Below are 16,102 nucleotides of genomic sequence, written 5' to 3' on the forward strand. Positions count from 1 at the left end.
TATGAAGAATTATCATATCGTAACTAAAAAGCTAAATGCTTTAGGCTCTTGGGCGTATGAAGGGATAATTGGAATCAACTATGATGTAGATATTGATTTTGAAGATAGTTATTTCACAATACTTCATCTCTATTTCCATGTCTCAGTGATAAAAACAAGACAACGATTCAAGTTAAAAGTCAGGTATAATAATGTTTCAGACCTTAGTTTAAGAAAGGTTACAAATTTATATCTGACAGATAGTTTGATAATTCATGACAAAAAAGAGTTAGGATGGGATACGAGTCAACGATATCATGTTCATGATGACAGTGGGTATGGTGAGAACGATGGGTACAATTTTATTGAGTTTTACTGCAGTTCTATTGAAGTTATCTCACTGGAAGAATTCTAATTCCTTATACCTTGATTGGCTTTGTGCCTATCAAGGTTTCTTTTTTTTGAAGGGGATGAGTAAAGAGAGGACCCAACATTCACCCAATAACATATCCAACCTATGTAATACCCAAATAAAGATTTCGTCATTTCGTTTGTATGCATAAGAAAAGTTTGAATATTATCCCTTAAATAACGGTATTCCGATACATCAAACAGTTCGATATGGGCAGAAACGACCACGATTGATCTGTTTTTTGTTCTCTTCATTTTCTTGCAGTTTTTTCAAAACAAACTGATTCACTTAGTCATAGAATAAGTTACTAATGTCCAAGCTGATGTGTATATGCAGCAAGTGTAACCAAAAATGTGTATGTCACAGGCGATCTAAATATTACCTACCGGTTTGTACAAGATGCAAGCAAGGTACTACAATCTAGAGATCAAACGCTTTTTGAATCGAGGTGTTCTGAGTGGAAGTATTGACGATGGATTGACGATGAATCGGTACGCGTATGTGAATGGGAACCCAATTTCGTATATTGATCCGTTTGGACTGAGTGCGGATGGAGATTCTTGGGTAACGACAGGATTGAGCTACGGAGCCGATGCGATTCCTTATGTAGGAACGGTAAAAGGAATTCAAGAAACGATTACCGGAGTCAACTACATTACAGGAGAACAATTGTCTGTAGGGGATCGCGTTGCCAATGGTGTTGGTTCATTAACAGGCTTGATTCCAATTCCCGGGGCAAAATATGTTGGGAAATATGGAACAGAAGCGACCATTGATGCGGGTAGTTGGGTTGTTAAGCAGTTTGGGAAGAATGAAACAAAACAAGTAACGAATAATTATCAATTAAAAATGGATTTACAGCTATTTGCTAAAGAATCAAGTAATATTGAAAAAGGTATAGGAATTGTATAATCTAGAATCAATATTGCAAAAGGAAGAGCTCGTTTTACACCTTTAAGGCCAAGTTCAAACCAGCCTGTTTCAGCAGGTTGGAATCATGTAGTAGATGGACATTTTAATGTTCCTTTATCTAATAGTAGATCTGTTTTCTCAATTTCTGAGAATAAACTGAAGAATATATTGCAAAGTGTAGATAGTGTAACATCCCCAGTTAAATTTGTAGAAGGAGGACAATATGTTAGAACAGTTGATACAGGAGAAATTGTTGGAAACACTGCTCTTAAATTTGGAGGATATCAAACTAGCTGGATAAAAATTTTTACAGATCAAGCAGGCAACTTGATAACAGTTTATCCTGTTCCTGGGCCAAAATAAAAGGAGAAAGCTAAATGGATTCTACTATTTGGAAAGATTTTATTAATGTTTTAAATAATCCTCTTACTACTAAGGATTATATTAATTATTATAAAATTATAACTTCATGGATTCAGAGCCATCGAAATAATTTTAAATCAGAAACATTAAGTGAAAATAGATTAAATCTACTTAGTAAACTTAATCCTGATGTATACGTTGTTGAAACGCCTGGCTTTTTACTAGATAATGAAAAAAAAAGATTTGAAAAAAATGAACCTGATAATTTCGATAATTTTGCTATGATATTAGGAAATAGACTTTGGGATATGGTCACAAATAGAGGTAAAGAATGTCCAAATTGTGAGGGTGATGAAATGAGATATCTTATAACGAAAGAAGAGAATTGCTCTGAAATTATTCTTGAATGCAATAGTTGTGGATGGACAGAGACGTTAAATGGAGAAAAATGGAGAAGAGGAATAATAGAAACTTTGCCGGCAAATCGAAAAGATTTACAAAGATTTAATATAGTTTTAAATTGATTTGCATTCTAAAAAGAGCTACTTACGATATATTATATATCGTAAGTAGCTCTTTTAATTTAAATTTTTAAAAAAAATTGAACTGCTATACATATATGATTACGAATCAAATCTCTTGTACTAATTCTTTCCTGAGTGTAGGTAGTAATGAAATATTAAAAGAAAGATCAGAATTTTCTTAAGCGATTTTGTGCCGGAATTAGGCACGTTAGTTAGCCTTTTCCCTAGTGGGAAAGTGGTTGTAAAGACAGCGACTAAAGGTGCTATTGATGGTGGTAGCTGGCTTATTGGGAAATTTAATAAACAATTACGATATGCCAAACCTTCTGATTTATTCAAAGAAAATACGTATGTTCCTTTTGGACAAAGAATTGCTCCTAAAAATCTCTATCGTGAGTTGAATAGATCTCAAGTAGGACAAGAAACTATTAGATTGATACAAAGTAATGGTACAAAAATCACATTAGATTATGGGGAATTACCAACTGATATGATAGGTAACCAGATATTAGGAACAGCAAACATGCGTAACAATACTGCTACAATTTATGTGAGAGGAACCGAGTATACTATTAAAACGGCTCAAACGATCATTCATGAGGTTACGCATACTTCACTTCAAAATCCTATATATACTCAGCGTGAAGAAGTGATTGCTTTCATGAGAGAAGCTAAACATTCGAGAGATAATCTTTCTTACACACAAATAAAAGCGATTATTCAGGAAGTGAAGTCTCTTTATCCAACTATACCTTATAGATAAGGGAGAACTGATATGAATTCAAAAGAAGAAAACTCAGACATTGATAAAAGAGTTTTAAAAGGTGAACAAGTACCGTGTCCTTATTGTGGTAAAATTTTAATATATCAAAATATGGAAACAGGAAAACATCCAGCTATTATTTGTATCAACGGAGATTATTATGTTTTATTGGAAACTAAAAGAAGTAGTATATTAGATGATTTAGGATTGACAAAAAGAAAAAGCAAAAATTGAATAATAAAAAAACCTGAAAGAATTAAATTCTTTCAGGTTTTTTTAAATTAGTTTATAGGAGACTGAATAGTTGATAACGAAATTATTACAATAACATCATCCGAAAAGTATGGAACAATAAATGTTACTGAGTATGTAGAAGCACAAAAATTTGATTACCATACTATTTATTCTAATGATAAGTATATCTATGATCCTCGATTTAGTGATCAACCCATTACTACTAAAGATTATATAGATATATTAAAGGAGCTAAATGGTAGGAAAATATCTATAAGTAGACATTCTTTAAAGTAGGTGAAAAGAAATGGTTCCTAATAGTATTTATTTTAAAAAAAATGGAAAATTGGCAGATTTTGAATTGATGGCTTATACTATTTCAAAACTAGGATCATTTGAATGGCATCGGACATCAATGTATAATCCTGGTAATATTTATGAGCGTCCAGCAGGTTTTTATTTCAGATTTCATAATGAGAATGAAATGTATTCACAGTTACAGAAATGTATTCATATGTTTAAAGGTAACCTTAAATGGGGTATGAATATCAGTCATCATACTCGTCATAGGAATTATATCATCGAGCCAACTCAGGTTCATGAAGCTAAGTTGAGTGATAAATATGCTGTTAGTTATGACTTAAAGGAGATTCTAAAAGATGATTATGAAAGTTTGTGTGAAAAGGCAATATTAGATATCCCGTCTTTATGTAGTCATATTGAAGTCTGGTTTGAACTAGAAAAGAAACGTCCTTTTTTGCCAACTATACCAGAGTAGTTTAAAGATAATACTTCAATATCATAAGTAGTTAATGATGTTGAATAAACCTTTTATTTGTTCAACATGTATCAGTTATTCTAAACTCCTTTCTTTTTATAAAAACCAAGTCAATTAGAGTTAGATAATAATTGACTTGGTTTTTTTTACGTAGAAAATTTTAAGGTTTACTCCAAATTATGATTATAACGGACGCAACGGAGTCATGAACGATCCGAACGGGTTGTACCAGATGCGAGCAAGGTACTATAATCCAGAGATCAAACGCTTTGTGAACCGAGATGTTCTGAGTGGCAGTATTGACGATGGACTGACGATGAACCGCTATGCGTATGTGAATGGCAACCCAATTTCGTATATTGATCCGTTTGGACTGAGTGCGGATGGAGATTCTTGGGTAACGACAGGATTGAGCTACGGAGCCGATGCGATTCCTTATGTAGGAACGGTAAAAAGGATTCAAGAAACGATCACAGGAGTCAACTATATTACAGGCGAACAATTGTCTGTAGCTGACCGAGTCGCCCCAGGAATTGGTTCATTAACAAGTTTGATTCCAATTCCTGGGGCGAAATATGTTGGGAAGTATGGAACCGAAGCGGCGATTGATGCAGGTAGTTGGGTTGTTAAGCAGTTCGGGAAGAATGAAACCAAGCAAGTAGCGAGTAAGTTACCACTAAAAGTTAATTTGCAGTTATTTGCAGGAAATAGATCTAGTTTAAGAGTGATGATTGAAAATAATGCTCAATTACAGCTCTCAAGAATGGAGTCATCTACTAATGGAGCTCAATATTATTCTAGACATGGTGCACAAACTACGCTTCAACAACAGTATTTGAGAGCAACTACTGGATATACCCCAGATGGCTATGCGGGTCGTATAGGAGATGCTTCTAAATTTTTAAGCAATCAAATACAGCTAAATGCTGCTCAGAGGGCAGAAACAATTTATAACCAAACAGGAAGGAACAGTTTCAGCTTCGATAGGGGTGAAAATATAGGTGAAGGGTACTTAAGGGGCGGACAAAATTTAGTTTCTTCTTCTAAAGTAACTGCAGTTTTTAGAAATGGGAAATTATATACCTTATATCCTAAATTAAGAAATTGAGAGGTGTTATATTAGTGATTATTATAAATTCCGATCTACTAGATTTATTTTTAGCTCCAATTACTGGATTAGGAGATGATAATGAATCAGTTGAATATTATCGAAAATTAAAAATTCAAGATAAGAATGATTATAAAAAAATAATCAATGAAATTATTGTAGAAGAATTTGAAGAATTAAACGAACAGCAAAAACTAAATGCAAAATTAGTCTTAAGCTATTATTTAACAAGTAATGCTATTGATTTTGAGAGAGTTTTTGAATCAGTTTTGCCACCATTTGATCCACCTTATCCAGTAAGAAATTTCTTCTTATGGATTTGGGAGTGTATTTTTCTAAATGAAAGTTATGAGTTTACAGAAGAGTATTATAAAATAATTAAATAATTTATAGTATGTAAGCAATCTACTTTTTGATGAAAGTAGATTGCTTTTTTTATCTTAATTCACAAATTGACTAAACTATAATGATTAGTAATTATACTAGTTTAGAAAATGAAAAACTCTTCGATGCATGTAACCGTCTGGTAGAAGCCGGTGGGGTACAATACGGATAGGATAACGAAAATCATCGCACGTCGATGACCGTTAACGGAACCACAACGAAATATGTCGTCAATCCAGAAGCTGTTTTGTCTCAAGTGCTGATGGAAACTGATGCATCGGGCAAACCGACAGCATGGTATGTGTACGGTAACGGCTTAATTGGACGCCAAGACGCAAACGGAGCGTACCAAAGCTATCACTACGACCGTCGCGGAAGTACAATAGCGTTAACGGATGCCAAAGGACAACTGACCGATACGTGCAGCTACGGCACCTATGGTGAATCGTTAGGACACGAAGGCACCATCGAGCAACCGTTCCAATACAACGGACGCGACGGAGTGATGACCGATCCGAACGGGTTGTACCAGATGCGAGCAAGGTACTACAATCCAGAGATCAAACGTTTTGTGAACCGAGATGTCCTGAGTGGCAGTATCGACGATGGATTGACCATAAACCGGTATGCGTATGTGAATGGGAATCCGATTTCGTATATTGATCCATTTGGACTCAGTGCGGATAGTGATGAGATGTTCAAAACGGTTGGAAGTTTCTTAGCAGATGCTGTGCCTATTGTGGGAGCGGTAAAAGGTGTACAGGAAGTCTTTACAGGAACAGATTATGTGACAGGTCAACAACTTTCTGTAGGAGACCGAGTTGCTACTGGAGTAGGTACATTAGTCAGCTTTGTCCTTGGCGGGAAAGTGGTTGGGAAGACAGCGACTAAAGGTGCTATTGATGGTGGTAGCTGGCTATTTGGTAAACTCTCAAAACAAGTACGTTTAGCTAAACCATCAGATTTATTTAAGAATGATTTTGCTAAAATGGTCAGAGAATTTCTCCTAAAAATTTGTATCGTGAACTTAAAAAATCTGAGATCGGCTTAGAAACGTTAGATATTATTAGAAATAATAGTATTAGAGTAGATTTAGATTATAGTAAACAAGATGGACTTTATGGATTAGCTATAGAAGATTATAGATCTATTATTTATGTACAAAATACTCAGTCCAAGAAGAAAACTGCTCAAATTATAATTCATGAAGTTACTCATAATATGCTAAATACTTCTGTCTACACTCAGAGAGAAGAAGTAATAGCTCATATTAGAGAAGCAAAGCATCTTAACCCAAATTTAAGCATAGGTGAAATCAGAAGGATTATAAAAAATGTCGAAAGTCTATACCCGGAACTTCCGTATCAATAATAATGAGGAGGATTACGTATGGAAAATGAATTCAAAAAAAAATCTACTCATGATATAAATTCTATAATTGCTAGAGTTATCAATGGAGAAAATGTCGATTGTCCTAAATGTGGATCTGTTCTCATCTTTAATGATGTAAATAGCGGTAAACATCCTGGCATTTTTTGTCCTAATAACGATTTTAGAATTATGATGGATTTTAAGAGAAATGATATTGGTAAATAAATTATTAAAGGGAGTAGGGACTTAAATTAATTTGAATTACATTGATCTAATTTATTAGAGAGTTATTCTACAAAAGATAAAATAATTTTAAAGCATAAGCTGTATATTTTACAGCTTATGCTTTTTATATTAATGCTATGCTACTTATAGACATGATAACTTACATGATAAAATCGTGGAGCAAATGATCAAAACTAAAAATCATATTATAAATTAATACAGATTGCCCAATGATGACTCAAAATAAATAACTACATGGACTGTACCAGATGCGAGCAAGGTACTACAATCCAGAAATCAAGCGCTTTGTGAACCGAGATGTGCTGAGCGGCAGTATCGATGATGGACTGACGATGAATCGGTACGCGTATGTGAATGGAAATCCGATTTCGTATATCGATCCATTTGGACTGAGTGCGGATAGCGACGAGATGTTGAAAACGGTTGGAAGTTTCTTAGCGGATGCTGTGCCAGGATTAGGTACACTCAAAGGGTTACAAGAAATATTTACCAGAGTCAACTATGTCACAGGAGATCAATTATCAGTTGCAGATCGAGTAGCCAATGGAGGCGGAGTTCTCTTAAGCTAGGTACCTGAAGGCAAGATTGCAGGAAAAGCCCTAACTAAAGGAGCTATTGATGGCGGTAGTTGGGTTATAGCCAGAGTGGCTAAGAGTACAAACAGTTTTAAATACTTGTCTAATTTTGAAGATCATGTAATTAATGCTCAAGGTATTGTTAGAAAAGGGAATAAAGGAGTTGTTGGAGGACACAATTTACAGAGCTTTGAAAAAATTATAACAGACCAAGGTTGGAACCTAGACGATATCATTGTCTCAAGAACTCTACATCCTAAAGTTACTGGTATTTACGAAATAGAGTATAGACTTCCTACATTAGATAGGGAATTGAAGGTAGTGCCTGGTCAATATAAAAATATCTCTCAACCAAAAACAGTCTATGATCCTAGTGTGATTTCAAATGAACAAATCATTACATGGGGAAAAGAAGCATAGTGGAAATTTATTAAAATATTATTATATTTTATAATTTTATAAAATGAGGATGATAATATGGAACTTGCATCATATCAATATTTATGGGAAACTAATGAATATTTTTTGGAAGAAATGAGCGAAGGTTATTTAATTATGAAGAAAAATAATAACAATGCAGTACTTCTAGAAGATGATAGCTTATACGATAAAATTGTAGAGCAAATGATTAAAATGAAATGTGAAATTAGATATTAACTCATAAGTGATAATTAATTTAGAACACTAAATGAAGATTAAAAGAAAAGATTTACTTTGGATTGAGATTACAAGTCGTTCTTTGCTTTCAGTCTTTCAAAATGACACATAAAGTCATCAAAAGGAGAGCATAAATTGAATGATAATGATTTAAAAAAATCCACATTTCTACTTAGACTCCATGAAAGGCATTTTAAAAGTGAGATCAATTGTTTAGGAGAACAACTTGTTGAAATCATAAATTGTATTAGAGAGGAAACTTCTGATCTTATTTGGTTTGCATTCGATGTATTTGGGAGTAGTGACCGAGCATTTGCAGAATTATTTTCAAATGCCTATTCGGAATTTCTAAGTACAGACGAATTAATTGAAAAGGCAAGTGGGGTTATTCAGTTCTATTCAGGAGTATTTATAGGCATCAAGAAAGGCAGACATGTAGAATGGAACTTTGATAGGTTACCAGATACAGAAGAAAATGAAGGATTACAGCATCCTGAAGCCGAAATCGAAATTCGACCATTTGATACTTCCTATTTTGAAATCTATGGTATGGATAGGATTATTGAGAGTAAAATAAAATCGCATTTTATGGTATCCGATCAATAATATGTTGTAAATGAAAACTAACGAAAAGCACATGTTAGATAAAGGAGAAGAAAAATTGAAGACGCAGCCGAAGTATGCAGAAAATATAATCGTTTTAGTTCAATATATGGATTCTTACCGATGGTTTGTGACAGATAAGGAGATATGGTTTTTAGATTTCAAAAAGTTAATTGCTGCTTATGTTGAGAAGGGGTTTCATGTTCCGAAACCAAATGATTTTTCAGAAAGATTTAATATTCCCGTAGTTAATGAAGATACAGCAAAAGCATTTTTGGAGAACATTGCAGACGACGAAGTTGAAGTAGAAGAACTCAAACATATATTGAAGCAAACTACATATCAAGACACCTATATAGATATTTCAGATATGTACCCTTCTTTATATATAAATTTCGATCATAAAGAATTGATATCTTACTATCCTGAACCTGCCTCTTACGAATTATATGTGCCCGACGGATGGATTGGATATTATAAAAATTCTGTTGAAGATATCCCTGAGAAATATTGGTATTGGATAGTAGATGGGCAAAATTTATTTGTACAAACAAGCTAGATAAGATTTCTATAAGATCATCAGTATAGAGAGTTGTACTACATATAACTATAATATCTCAATACAATAACAATAAAACGGAGGAATTATATATGCAACTGGAAACACAGCGACTGCTTATTCGTGAAATACAACATAGTGATTGGGAAGCGATTCATACCTATACGCAATTGCCAGAGGTGACCCAACATACTGCATGGGGGCCTAATACTGAAGCAGATACTAAGGCGTATGTTGAAGAGGCCATCGCTCAGCAACAGCAATCTTCTCGTCAAGATTATGAATTCGCTATTTGCTTGAAAGATGAAGGGGTATTGATGGGTGGGATTGGTATCCATGTCCACAACACTAATGCTGAAATAGGTTACGTGCTGAATCCTGATTACCAGGGCAACGGTTATGTAACAGAAGCTGCGCGTGCTATATTGGCTTATGGATTTGAGACATTGGATGTACATCGAATCTATGCTACCTGTCGCCCGACTAATATCGCTTCAGAGAAAGTGATGCAGAAGATTGGAATGACACGCGAAGGCATTATGCGTGAACACTGGTATTATAAAGGCGAATTTCATGATTCTTCTCTGTATTCTATACTTGCAAAAGAATATACAGCTCGCTCCAAATCATAAGTGATATTAGCTTATACAGGGATATGTCTCTGTTATTACATGCTAAACTAAAAAAAGAAACCCTGAAAAGTATCACTTATCAGGGTTTCTTTTTCATATCAATTACAAAATAAAAATGTACTCTAGTATTATGCTACATTTGCTATTAGGCAAAGCACTTTTCAAATTTCATCAGCAATTTAGGATTACCTTTGAGCCGTAGTTTTCCTGTGAGTAAGGCTACGCCTACATTTTTTTCTTTCGCTACGATTTTAAGCCATGTTTTGCTGTCTACAGTAATCTGGATGTCGGGTGTACCCTGTAGACCATCTTGTACCTGAAGCTTTTTATCTCGAATATCGAATGTGGTTTGTCTATTTTCATCACCTATGAACGTAAAGTGATACGTGCAGTTTAAGTCTGCTGACTGATTCGGCTGAAATACATGAGGCATAAGAGTCACCAGAAGACCGATCGAATTGGGTATTAATCCATTACCAACACGTTTGATCGTTTTATGAGGAAAACGTTTTTTGACATGCGCTTCTGCATCTGAATTCGGTATCACATAAATAGTCTCTTCTTTTGCTTGCAACGGTTTTACGATATCTTTCATAAATCCTTTGCGATCTTCTAGAAATGGCCCGATTACATCATCGCCTGCCGGACACACAGATAAGCAATAAGCCGCTTTATAATTAGCACCAAAACTCAAACTTTGCCACCATGAAGCCGCTTCAGTTGCTGGTACTTCGCTCCGGAATTCTTTCGTATTTTTGCTCTCTACCACCGTCTCTACAAAATCGCTAAAACCACCCATAAATTCCCGATAATTATGTGTAGCACAAGATGAGAAATTGAATTGTCCATCTGCGCCGATTGCACCTACCGGGCAGGCGGCTACGCAAACTTTGCATTCCAGACAAGGATTATAGTCGATTGGACGGTCTTCTTTGCTAACCGGAGCATCTAGTATAATAGCGCCTAACAGAATAAAATTACCGAATTTGGGATGGATGACATTGCGATGAATCCCCATCTTACCTAAGCCTGCTGCAACCGCTACAGGTTTAAGTGAAACGACCCAAGCTTTGCCGGGAAACTTATCCATTTCCATCGGGAACCCCATAGCTGCATTCAAAGCCCGTATGCCTCGTGCTTCTAATGTAGATACGATATTATGAGATATATCTGCCACCCTATCCCCTGTATGATGAAATTCAATATTAGCAAGTGAGCGAGCAGGGGTACGGATCGGTTCTCGATTCATTTTAGCAACAAAGCTAATCATCGTTTTGGCATGTGGAAATACAGATAGAATATCTTCACGTTGATCATCCAATTCGGAACGTTCCATAGAAATCACTCCGACATCATCTGCTCCAGCGTCCAGACATAATTCACGTATCCAATCATAATCAAGAATTTCATTTTTGACAGGGGTAGATTGCGCAACCGATTCATAATAACGAAGAACAGTAGGATGTTTTTTCATATCAGCCATATATATCGATCCTTTCTAAAATAAGTGTATATACACCTAATTGATCAAAAAAAATTAATTTTGTCTATTTAGCTTCACAATATCAGATAATTGTCTAAGTAAACCTCTATAACGATCTTCGCCCATATACTCTTGTACACGAACTTGTGCCTGTTCCCATAATGGTAAGGCAGTGTTGAGAAGGTGCTGACCGTCAGGTGTCAAAGCAATAAAACGTTTTCTACGATCCTCTCCTGGTGTAATTGATACCCATCCATTTCGTTCAAGTGGTTTTAGATCGCGTGGTAATGTAGTGCGATCCATCAAAAGTAATTCAGCAAGAGTCGTAATAGTGACCGATCCTGCTTGTTCAAGTGCCATCAGCAATGATAACTGGGTCGCTCGAAGCCCTACAGGTCTTAAATACTCATCATATAGGCTAGTAATAAAACGTGACGCTTTTCTAAAATTTAAGCAGGCGCACTCTGCTGTGTAATCGATTGTTTTGGGCAGATTAGAATTATGGTTTCTCATAAATATGAGTATATACACATATTTGTTGATGTCAATCTTTATGCTTGTTATACAGCGTAGCAACCAGATGAGATATTCTTCAAAAATAGCCATTTGTGCTACAATGAGTCCTTACGCTATGATAATATTCAAACACAGATCAACCATATCCGTATGAGCATCTGTAACTACACTCGGATCATAGAGAAAGGGCAGTAACTATGGCGAAAATGACAATGGCAGATGTAGCTCGTGAAGCAGGAGTATCCAAAAGTACAGTCTCCCAATATCTTAACGGGCGTTATGAATATATGAGCAGTAATACAAAAGATAAAATAGCTGCGGCGATTCAGGCATTGGATTATCGTCCGAATGTACTGGCACGTAGTCTCAAACAAAAACGTACGTTTACGATTGGCGTAATCGTTGCAAATATGTTGCATCAATTTTCTTTGGAAATCTGTCGGGGGATTGAGAGCTATTGCCGGGAACAGGGCATTAGCGTAATTCTATGCAATACCGATGAAGATGAAGCAAGAGAACGTGAAGATCTGGAATTGTTGCGCTCCAAGCAAGTAGATGGCGTGATTGCTTTTCCGTCCGGTCAATTAACTCCTTTGTATCAGAAGCTAGTTCAAGAAGGCTTTCCATTAGTATTTGTAGATCGGAAGCTGGAAGGGGTACAGGTAAGTCGTGTCGTTGTAGATAATGAACAAGCTGCATATAAAGCGACAGAACATCTGATCCATACGGGGCACCAACATATTGCAATGCTTACAGCACCGCTGTCTATTTCTACTCGTGTAGAGCGAGTACATGGATATACACGTGCGATGGAGGAACTATTACCACAGATCACACCGATGATATTATCGGATGAAGTTAAGCAATTACGTCATACATTAAGCACCTGGGCACAGCAAAAGCAATTACCAACAGCAATTATTGCAGGTAATGATCTGGTATTGCTTGAAGTTCTTGCTTTTCTCAAAGAATATCAATTGCAGATTCCGCAAGATATGGCATTGATCGTATTTGATAATATACCGTTTGCTGAATTGCTAACCCCTACATTGTCTACGATTGTTCAACCTTCGCATGACATGGGCAGACAAGCCGCAGAAATGTTACTTGCTTCGATTTCTGCACAGAGTACACAACAAGAACAACCAGCTATACAAGAAAAGCAATTTAATTGTACATTAATGATCCGCGAATCTTCGGCACAACCGATGAATATACAATAAAATGAATACTTGATCATCAGAATAAAGATAGAACTATACGTTTGTGATCAAAAAAAGACCGTCCAACATCTGATCAATTTGATGTTAGACGGTCTTTTTTGGTGCTATACAATCATATAATCGACCCAATCGACTCTCGTACATCCCATTCGATCAAAAAAGCGATGCGCACGTGTATTATGCGGTGCAGCTACCCAGCTCATATGAGCAAATCCATGATCTTGAGTATATGTCTGGCAGTGCTTAAACAATTGAACTTCCACTTCAGTATCTCGTAAATGCTCTTGCAGATAAAGATCGTTCATAATCGTGACTTTATCGGCTTTGATCGAGCTGAATGAAAAGTACAATGTGGCAAATCCTACGGTCTGATCATTTTGCTCGACTACAAATTGTACCCCTAATTGCAGATCCAATAACGTTGTAATTAGATGATGTAGCTTTTCTACAGGTGGTTTGGGCTTTTGATAAAAGTCTCCAATATATTCATTCATAATACTTATCAACGCTTCGACATCTGCTGTAGTTGCTTGACGAATCACTGTCGGCACAGTTTCCAAAAACATCATCTCCTTTATATGTAAAAAATAAATATACATAATTATGAATTTAAATGCAAATAAATTTATATTTATTAGTTAATTATTAGTTAATTATTTCAGAATGGGTCCAAAGTACCTTTTACCATATAAATACAGATAACGTTTACAAAAAGACTTGTATTTATAAAATAGTTGCATTATACTGACCTCATAAACCGATTTACTAAACCGATTTACTAAAATGAAATTAACTTATTGTGTTGAACATTTTCATATGAATTGAGCAGATGAAATAGATAGTAATGCTCTACTTTGTAGTTGAAAGGAGATTATCAATGTCGATTACTATTATTCCTACTTCTGTTTTTGCAGATGTCGTTAATGGAGAAGTTGCACAATTGCAAGTAGCTACACGTATTGCTGATCTTGGAGCACAGGGAATAGAGATTCGTCGTGAACTTTTTGTAGAGTCAGACGATAGTTTGCCTTTAGAACAGTGTAGACAAGCGATTCAACAAGCTAATCTTTTATATACTGTCTATTCTGTACCTGCATCGTTATGGCAAAAGAATCATGGACTGAATCAAGAAATAGTATATCGTTCTTTCACAGAAGCACAGCGATTAGGAGCAGATGCAGTCAAGTTATCACTTGGTCATTACGATAATGTGCAATCTTCTATCGATGTATTGCTTACAAGTTTGGATCAATTTTTTGCTGAACAGTCATCGGTATCTCCCATTCATCTATGGATAGAAAACGATCAGACAACATACGGGGGAGATCCTGCACATATACTTTCGTTTTTTGAACAATTAGCTACTTTGCAAGCGCATTCGCAATGGTATTCGATCGGAATGACATTCGATATCGGTAACTGGTTATATGCAGGACAAGATGCACTGGAAGCGGCGCAACATTTATCACCTTATGTGACTTATATTCATGCGAAGCATTCGGTTCGGCAAGAGAATAGATATCTAACACTTCCTTTACCGATAGAGGAAAAAGCATTATGGCGACAAGTAATCAAACTTCTTCCGAATCAAGCATGGCGGGCGATCGAATTTACTTTATCTGACGATACAGAGATTAAATATTACAACCATGTACTAAGCACAGCAGGAAGGGGCAACATTGCGATGGATCATCCAACAGATACTGCTAGAGTAAATGGAAATAAGCTTTTACCATTATCCAACTTACCTGTAGAAAGTAATAACACATTACTGGACATTGTGACATTTGGCGAAGCAATGACTATGTTTGTAGCTGAAGAAGTAGGCGATCTGCATAATGTAGCTTTATTTAGTAAACGATTAGCAGGAGCTGAAGCCAATGCAGCGATTGGATTTGCACGTCTCGGTCTTCGATCGGGTTGGGCAAGTAAAGTCGGTGCCGATGCATTTGGAACTTTTGTACAACATAAGCTAGCGAGTGAACATGTGAATCTAGATCATGTACAGATAGATTCAGAACGTCCTACAGGATTTCAGCTCAAGTCCAAAGTCATCAGCGGTGATCCGCAAGTTCAATATTTCCGTCGTGGATCAGCAGCAAGTCAGATGAGTATAGCTGATCTGGATGCTACTTATTTTAGCTCAGCACGTCATTTGCATATGACAGGTATTCCATTAGCATTATCAGATCATAATCGTGTATTTGCACAGCATGTAATTCAGCAGATGCGTGCTCACCATCGAAGTATTTCATTTGATCCTAATCTGCGTCCTGCATTGTGGAGCAGTCATACTGAAATGATCGAGACGATCAACCATTTTGCTATTCAAGCTGATATCGTGTTGCCAGGTATTGAAGAAGGACAGATATTAACAGGATCATCAGTACCTGAAGAAATTGCTGAATTTTACTTGCAGCAAGGAGTCAAAGTCGTTGTCGTTAAATTAGGCCCGGCTGGTGCTTATTATCGCACGCAGGAACAATCAGGCACAGTATCTGGTTTTATCGTCGAGCAAGTGATTGATACGGTAGGTGCTGGGGATGGATTTGCTGTTGGAACTGTTAGTGGTTGGTTAGCCGGACTGACAATAGAAGAAGCGATTACCAGAGGATGTGCCATTGGAGCTTTAGCAGTCCAATCGATCGGCGATCATGAAGGGTATCCTTCAGAAAATGAATTACAATATATGATTGAACATCATCCCAGATATCCAGCAACAGATATAGTTGTTGAGGACGTTACTCGTTATGACCCATCTTTGGAAGGAGTGAAATAAA

At 36.1% G+C, this 16,102-nt stretch carries 21 protein-coding genes; 18 read left to right on the forward strand and 3 right to left on the reverse strand.

Annotation, left to right across the window (positions count from 1 at the left end; all coding sequences use genetic code 11):
• Position 1: 1 nt before the first annotated feature.
• The 16 genes from PQ456_RS03395 (at position 2) to PQ456_RS03470 (ending at position 10,100) form a co-directional block, all read left to right on the forward strand.
• Positions 2–394, forward strand: a complete 393-nt coding sequence (locus PQ456_RS03395) for a hypothetical protein (RefSeq protein ID WP_273616227.1) — start codon at positions 2–4, stop codon at positions 392–394.
• 387 nt (positions 395–781) lie between these two features.
• Positions 782–1,303 carry a pre-toxin TG domain-containing protein gene (locus tag PQ456_RS03400; protein ID WP_273614857.1) on the forward strand — a complete coding sequence of 174 codons (522 nt, stop codon included), beginning with the start codon at positions 782–784 and terminating at the stop codon, positions 1,301–1,303.
• 377 nt (positions 1,304–1,680) lie between these two features.
• Entirely contained in the window at positions 1,681–2,190 is a 510-nt protein-coding gene (locus PQ456_RS03405) for a ubiquitin-activating E1 family protein (protein ID WP_273614858.1), read from the forward strand.
• A gap of 190 nt (positions 2,191–2,380) precedes the next feature.
• Complete coding sequence (locus PQ456_RS03410) at positions 2,381–2,953, forward strand: hypothetical protein (RefSeq protein ID WP_273614859.1); 573 nt, start codon at positions 2,381–2,383, stop codon at positions 2,951–2,953.
• A 12-nt stretch (positions 2,954–2,965) separates the two neighbouring features.
• Positions 2,966–3,187 carry a hypothetical protein gene (locus PQ456_RS03415; protein ID WP_273614860.1) on the forward strand — a complete coding sequence of 74 codons (222 nt, stop codon included), beginning with the start codon at positions 2,966–2,968 and terminating at the stop codon, positions 3,185–3,187.
• A 307-nt stretch (positions 3,188–3,494) separates the two neighbouring features.
• On the forward strand, positions 3,495–3,965 hold the full coding sequence (locus PQ456_RS03420; protein ID WP_273614861.1) for a hypothetical protein: 471 nt from the start codon (positions 3,495–3,497) through the stop codon (positions 3,963–3,965).
• Between the two features lie 157 nt (positions 3,966–4,122).
• Positions 4,123–5,073 (forward strand): RHS repeat-associated core domain-containing protein, encoded by a 951-nt coding sequence (locus PQ456_RS03425; RefSeq protein WP_273616228.1) that lies wholly within the window; start codon positions 4,123–4,125, stop codon positions 5,071–5,073.
• Between the two features lie 14 nt (positions 5,074–5,087).
• Positions 5,088–5,459 carry a hypothetical protein gene (locus PQ456_RS03430; protein ID WP_273614862.1) on the forward strand — a complete coding sequence of 124 codons (372 nt, stop codon included), beginning with the start codon at positions 5,088–5,090 and terminating at the stop codon, positions 5,457–5,459.
• A 194-nt stretch (positions 5,460–5,653) separates the two neighbouring features.
• A complete protein-coding gene (locus tag PQ456_RS03435; protein WP_273614863.1) occupies positions 5,654–6,508 on the forward strand; it encodes an RHS repeat-associated core domain-containing protein in 855 nt (284 codons plus the stop codon).
• 338 nt (positions 6,509–6,846) lie between these two features.
• Positions 6,847–7,053 carry a hypothetical protein gene (locus PQ456_RS03440; protein WP_273614864.1) on the forward strand — a complete coding sequence of 69 codons (207 nt, stop codon included), beginning with the start codon at positions 6,847–6,849 and terminating at the stop codon, positions 7,051–7,053.
• A 269-nt stretch (positions 7,054–7,322) separates the two neighbouring features.
• Positions 7,323–7,643, forward strand: a complete 321-nt coding sequence (locus tag PQ456_RS03445; RefSeq protein WP_273614865.1) for an RHS repeat-associated core domain-containing protein — start codon at positions 7,323–7,325, stop codon at positions 7,641–7,643.
• A 75-nt stretch (positions 7,644–7,718) separates the two neighbouring features.
• Complete coding sequence (locus tag PQ456_RS03450; protein WP_273614866.1) at positions 7,719–8,069, forward strand: CdiA family toxin C-terminal domain-containing protein; 351 nt, start codon at positions 7,719–7,721, stop codon at positions 8,067–8,069.
• Positions 8,070–8,126: 57 nt separating this feature from the next.
• Positions 8,127–8,306 (forward strand): hypothetical protein, encoded by a 180-nt coding sequence (locus PQ456_RS03455; RefSeq protein WP_273614867.1) that lies wholly within the window; start codon positions 8,127–8,129, stop codon positions 8,304–8,306.
• Positions 8,307–8,441: 135 nt separating this feature from the next.
• Positions 8,442–8,912 (forward strand): hypothetical protein, encoded by a 471-nt coding sequence (locus PQ456_RS03460; RefSeq protein WP_273614868.1) that lies wholly within the window; start codon positions 8,442–8,444, stop codon positions 8,910–8,912.
• Between the two features lie 55 nt (positions 8,913–8,967).
• The gene (locus PQ456_RS03465) at positions 8,968–9,468 is read left to right on the forward strand and encodes a hypothetical protein (protein WP_273614869.1); all 501 of its coding nucleotides are present in this window, start codon (positions 8,968–8,970) and stop codon (positions 9,466–9,468) included.
• Positions 9,469–9,560: 92 nt separating this feature from the next.
• Entirely contained in the window at positions 9,561–10,100 is a 540-nt protein-coding gene (locus tag PQ456_RS03470) for a GNAT family N-acetyltransferase (RefSeq protein WP_273614870.1), read from the forward strand.
• Positions 10,101–10,245: 145 nt separating this feature from the next.
• Here the strand turns inward: PQ456_RS03470 and PQ456_RS03475 are convergent, their stop codons facing one another.
• Both PQ456_RS03475 and PQ456_RS03480 read right to left on the reverse strand, forming a co-directional pair.
• Positions 10,246–11,583: an SCP2 sterol-binding domain-containing protein gene (locus PQ456_RS03475; RefSeq protein WP_273614871.1), complete on the reverse strand. Its 1,338-nt coding sequence runs from the start codon at positions 11,581–11,583 to the stop codon at positions 10,246–10,248.
• 54 nt (positions 11,584–11,637) lie between these two features.
• Positions 11,638–12,096 (reverse strand): MarR family winged helix-turn-helix transcriptional regulator, encoded by a 459-nt coding sequence (locus PQ456_RS03480; protein ID WP_273614872.1) that lies wholly within the window; start codon positions 12,094–12,096, stop codon positions 11,638–11,640.
• Positions 12,097–12,296: 200 nt separating this feature from the next.
• Here PQ456_RS03480 and PQ456_RS03485 point away from each other — a divergent pair, with 200 nt between their 5' ends.
• On the forward strand, positions 12,297–13,322 hold the full coding sequence (locus tag PQ456_RS03485; RefSeq protein ID WP_273614873.1) for a LacI family DNA-binding transcriptional regulator: 1,026 nt from the start codon (positions 12,297–12,299) through the stop codon (positions 13,320–13,322).
• Between the two features lie 104 nt (positions 13,323–13,426).
• Here PQ456_RS03485 and PQ456_RS03490 read toward each other — a convergent pair whose 3' ends face one another.
• Complete coding sequence (locus PQ456_RS03490; protein ID WP_273616229.1) at positions 13,427–13,873, reverse strand: GNAT family N-acetyltransferase; 447 nt, start codon at positions 13,871–13,873, stop codon at positions 13,427–13,429.
• A 326-nt stretch (positions 13,874–14,199) separates the two neighbouring features.
• On the opposite strand from PQ456_RS03490, the gene PQ456_RS22940 reads away from it, so the two are divergent.
• Positions 14,200–16,101, forward strand: coding sequence for a PfkB family carbohydrate kinase (locus PQ456_RS22940; RefSeq protein WP_337957874.1), 1,902 nt, complete (start codon positions 14,200–14,202; stop codon positions 16,099–16,101).
• Position 16,102: the final 1 nt, after the last annotated feature.

This window comes from Paenibacillus kyungheensis (assembly GCF_028606985.1).
Lineage (GTDB): Bacteria > Bacillota > Bacilli > Paenibacillales > Paenibacillaceae > Saccharibacillus > Saccharibacillus kyungheensis.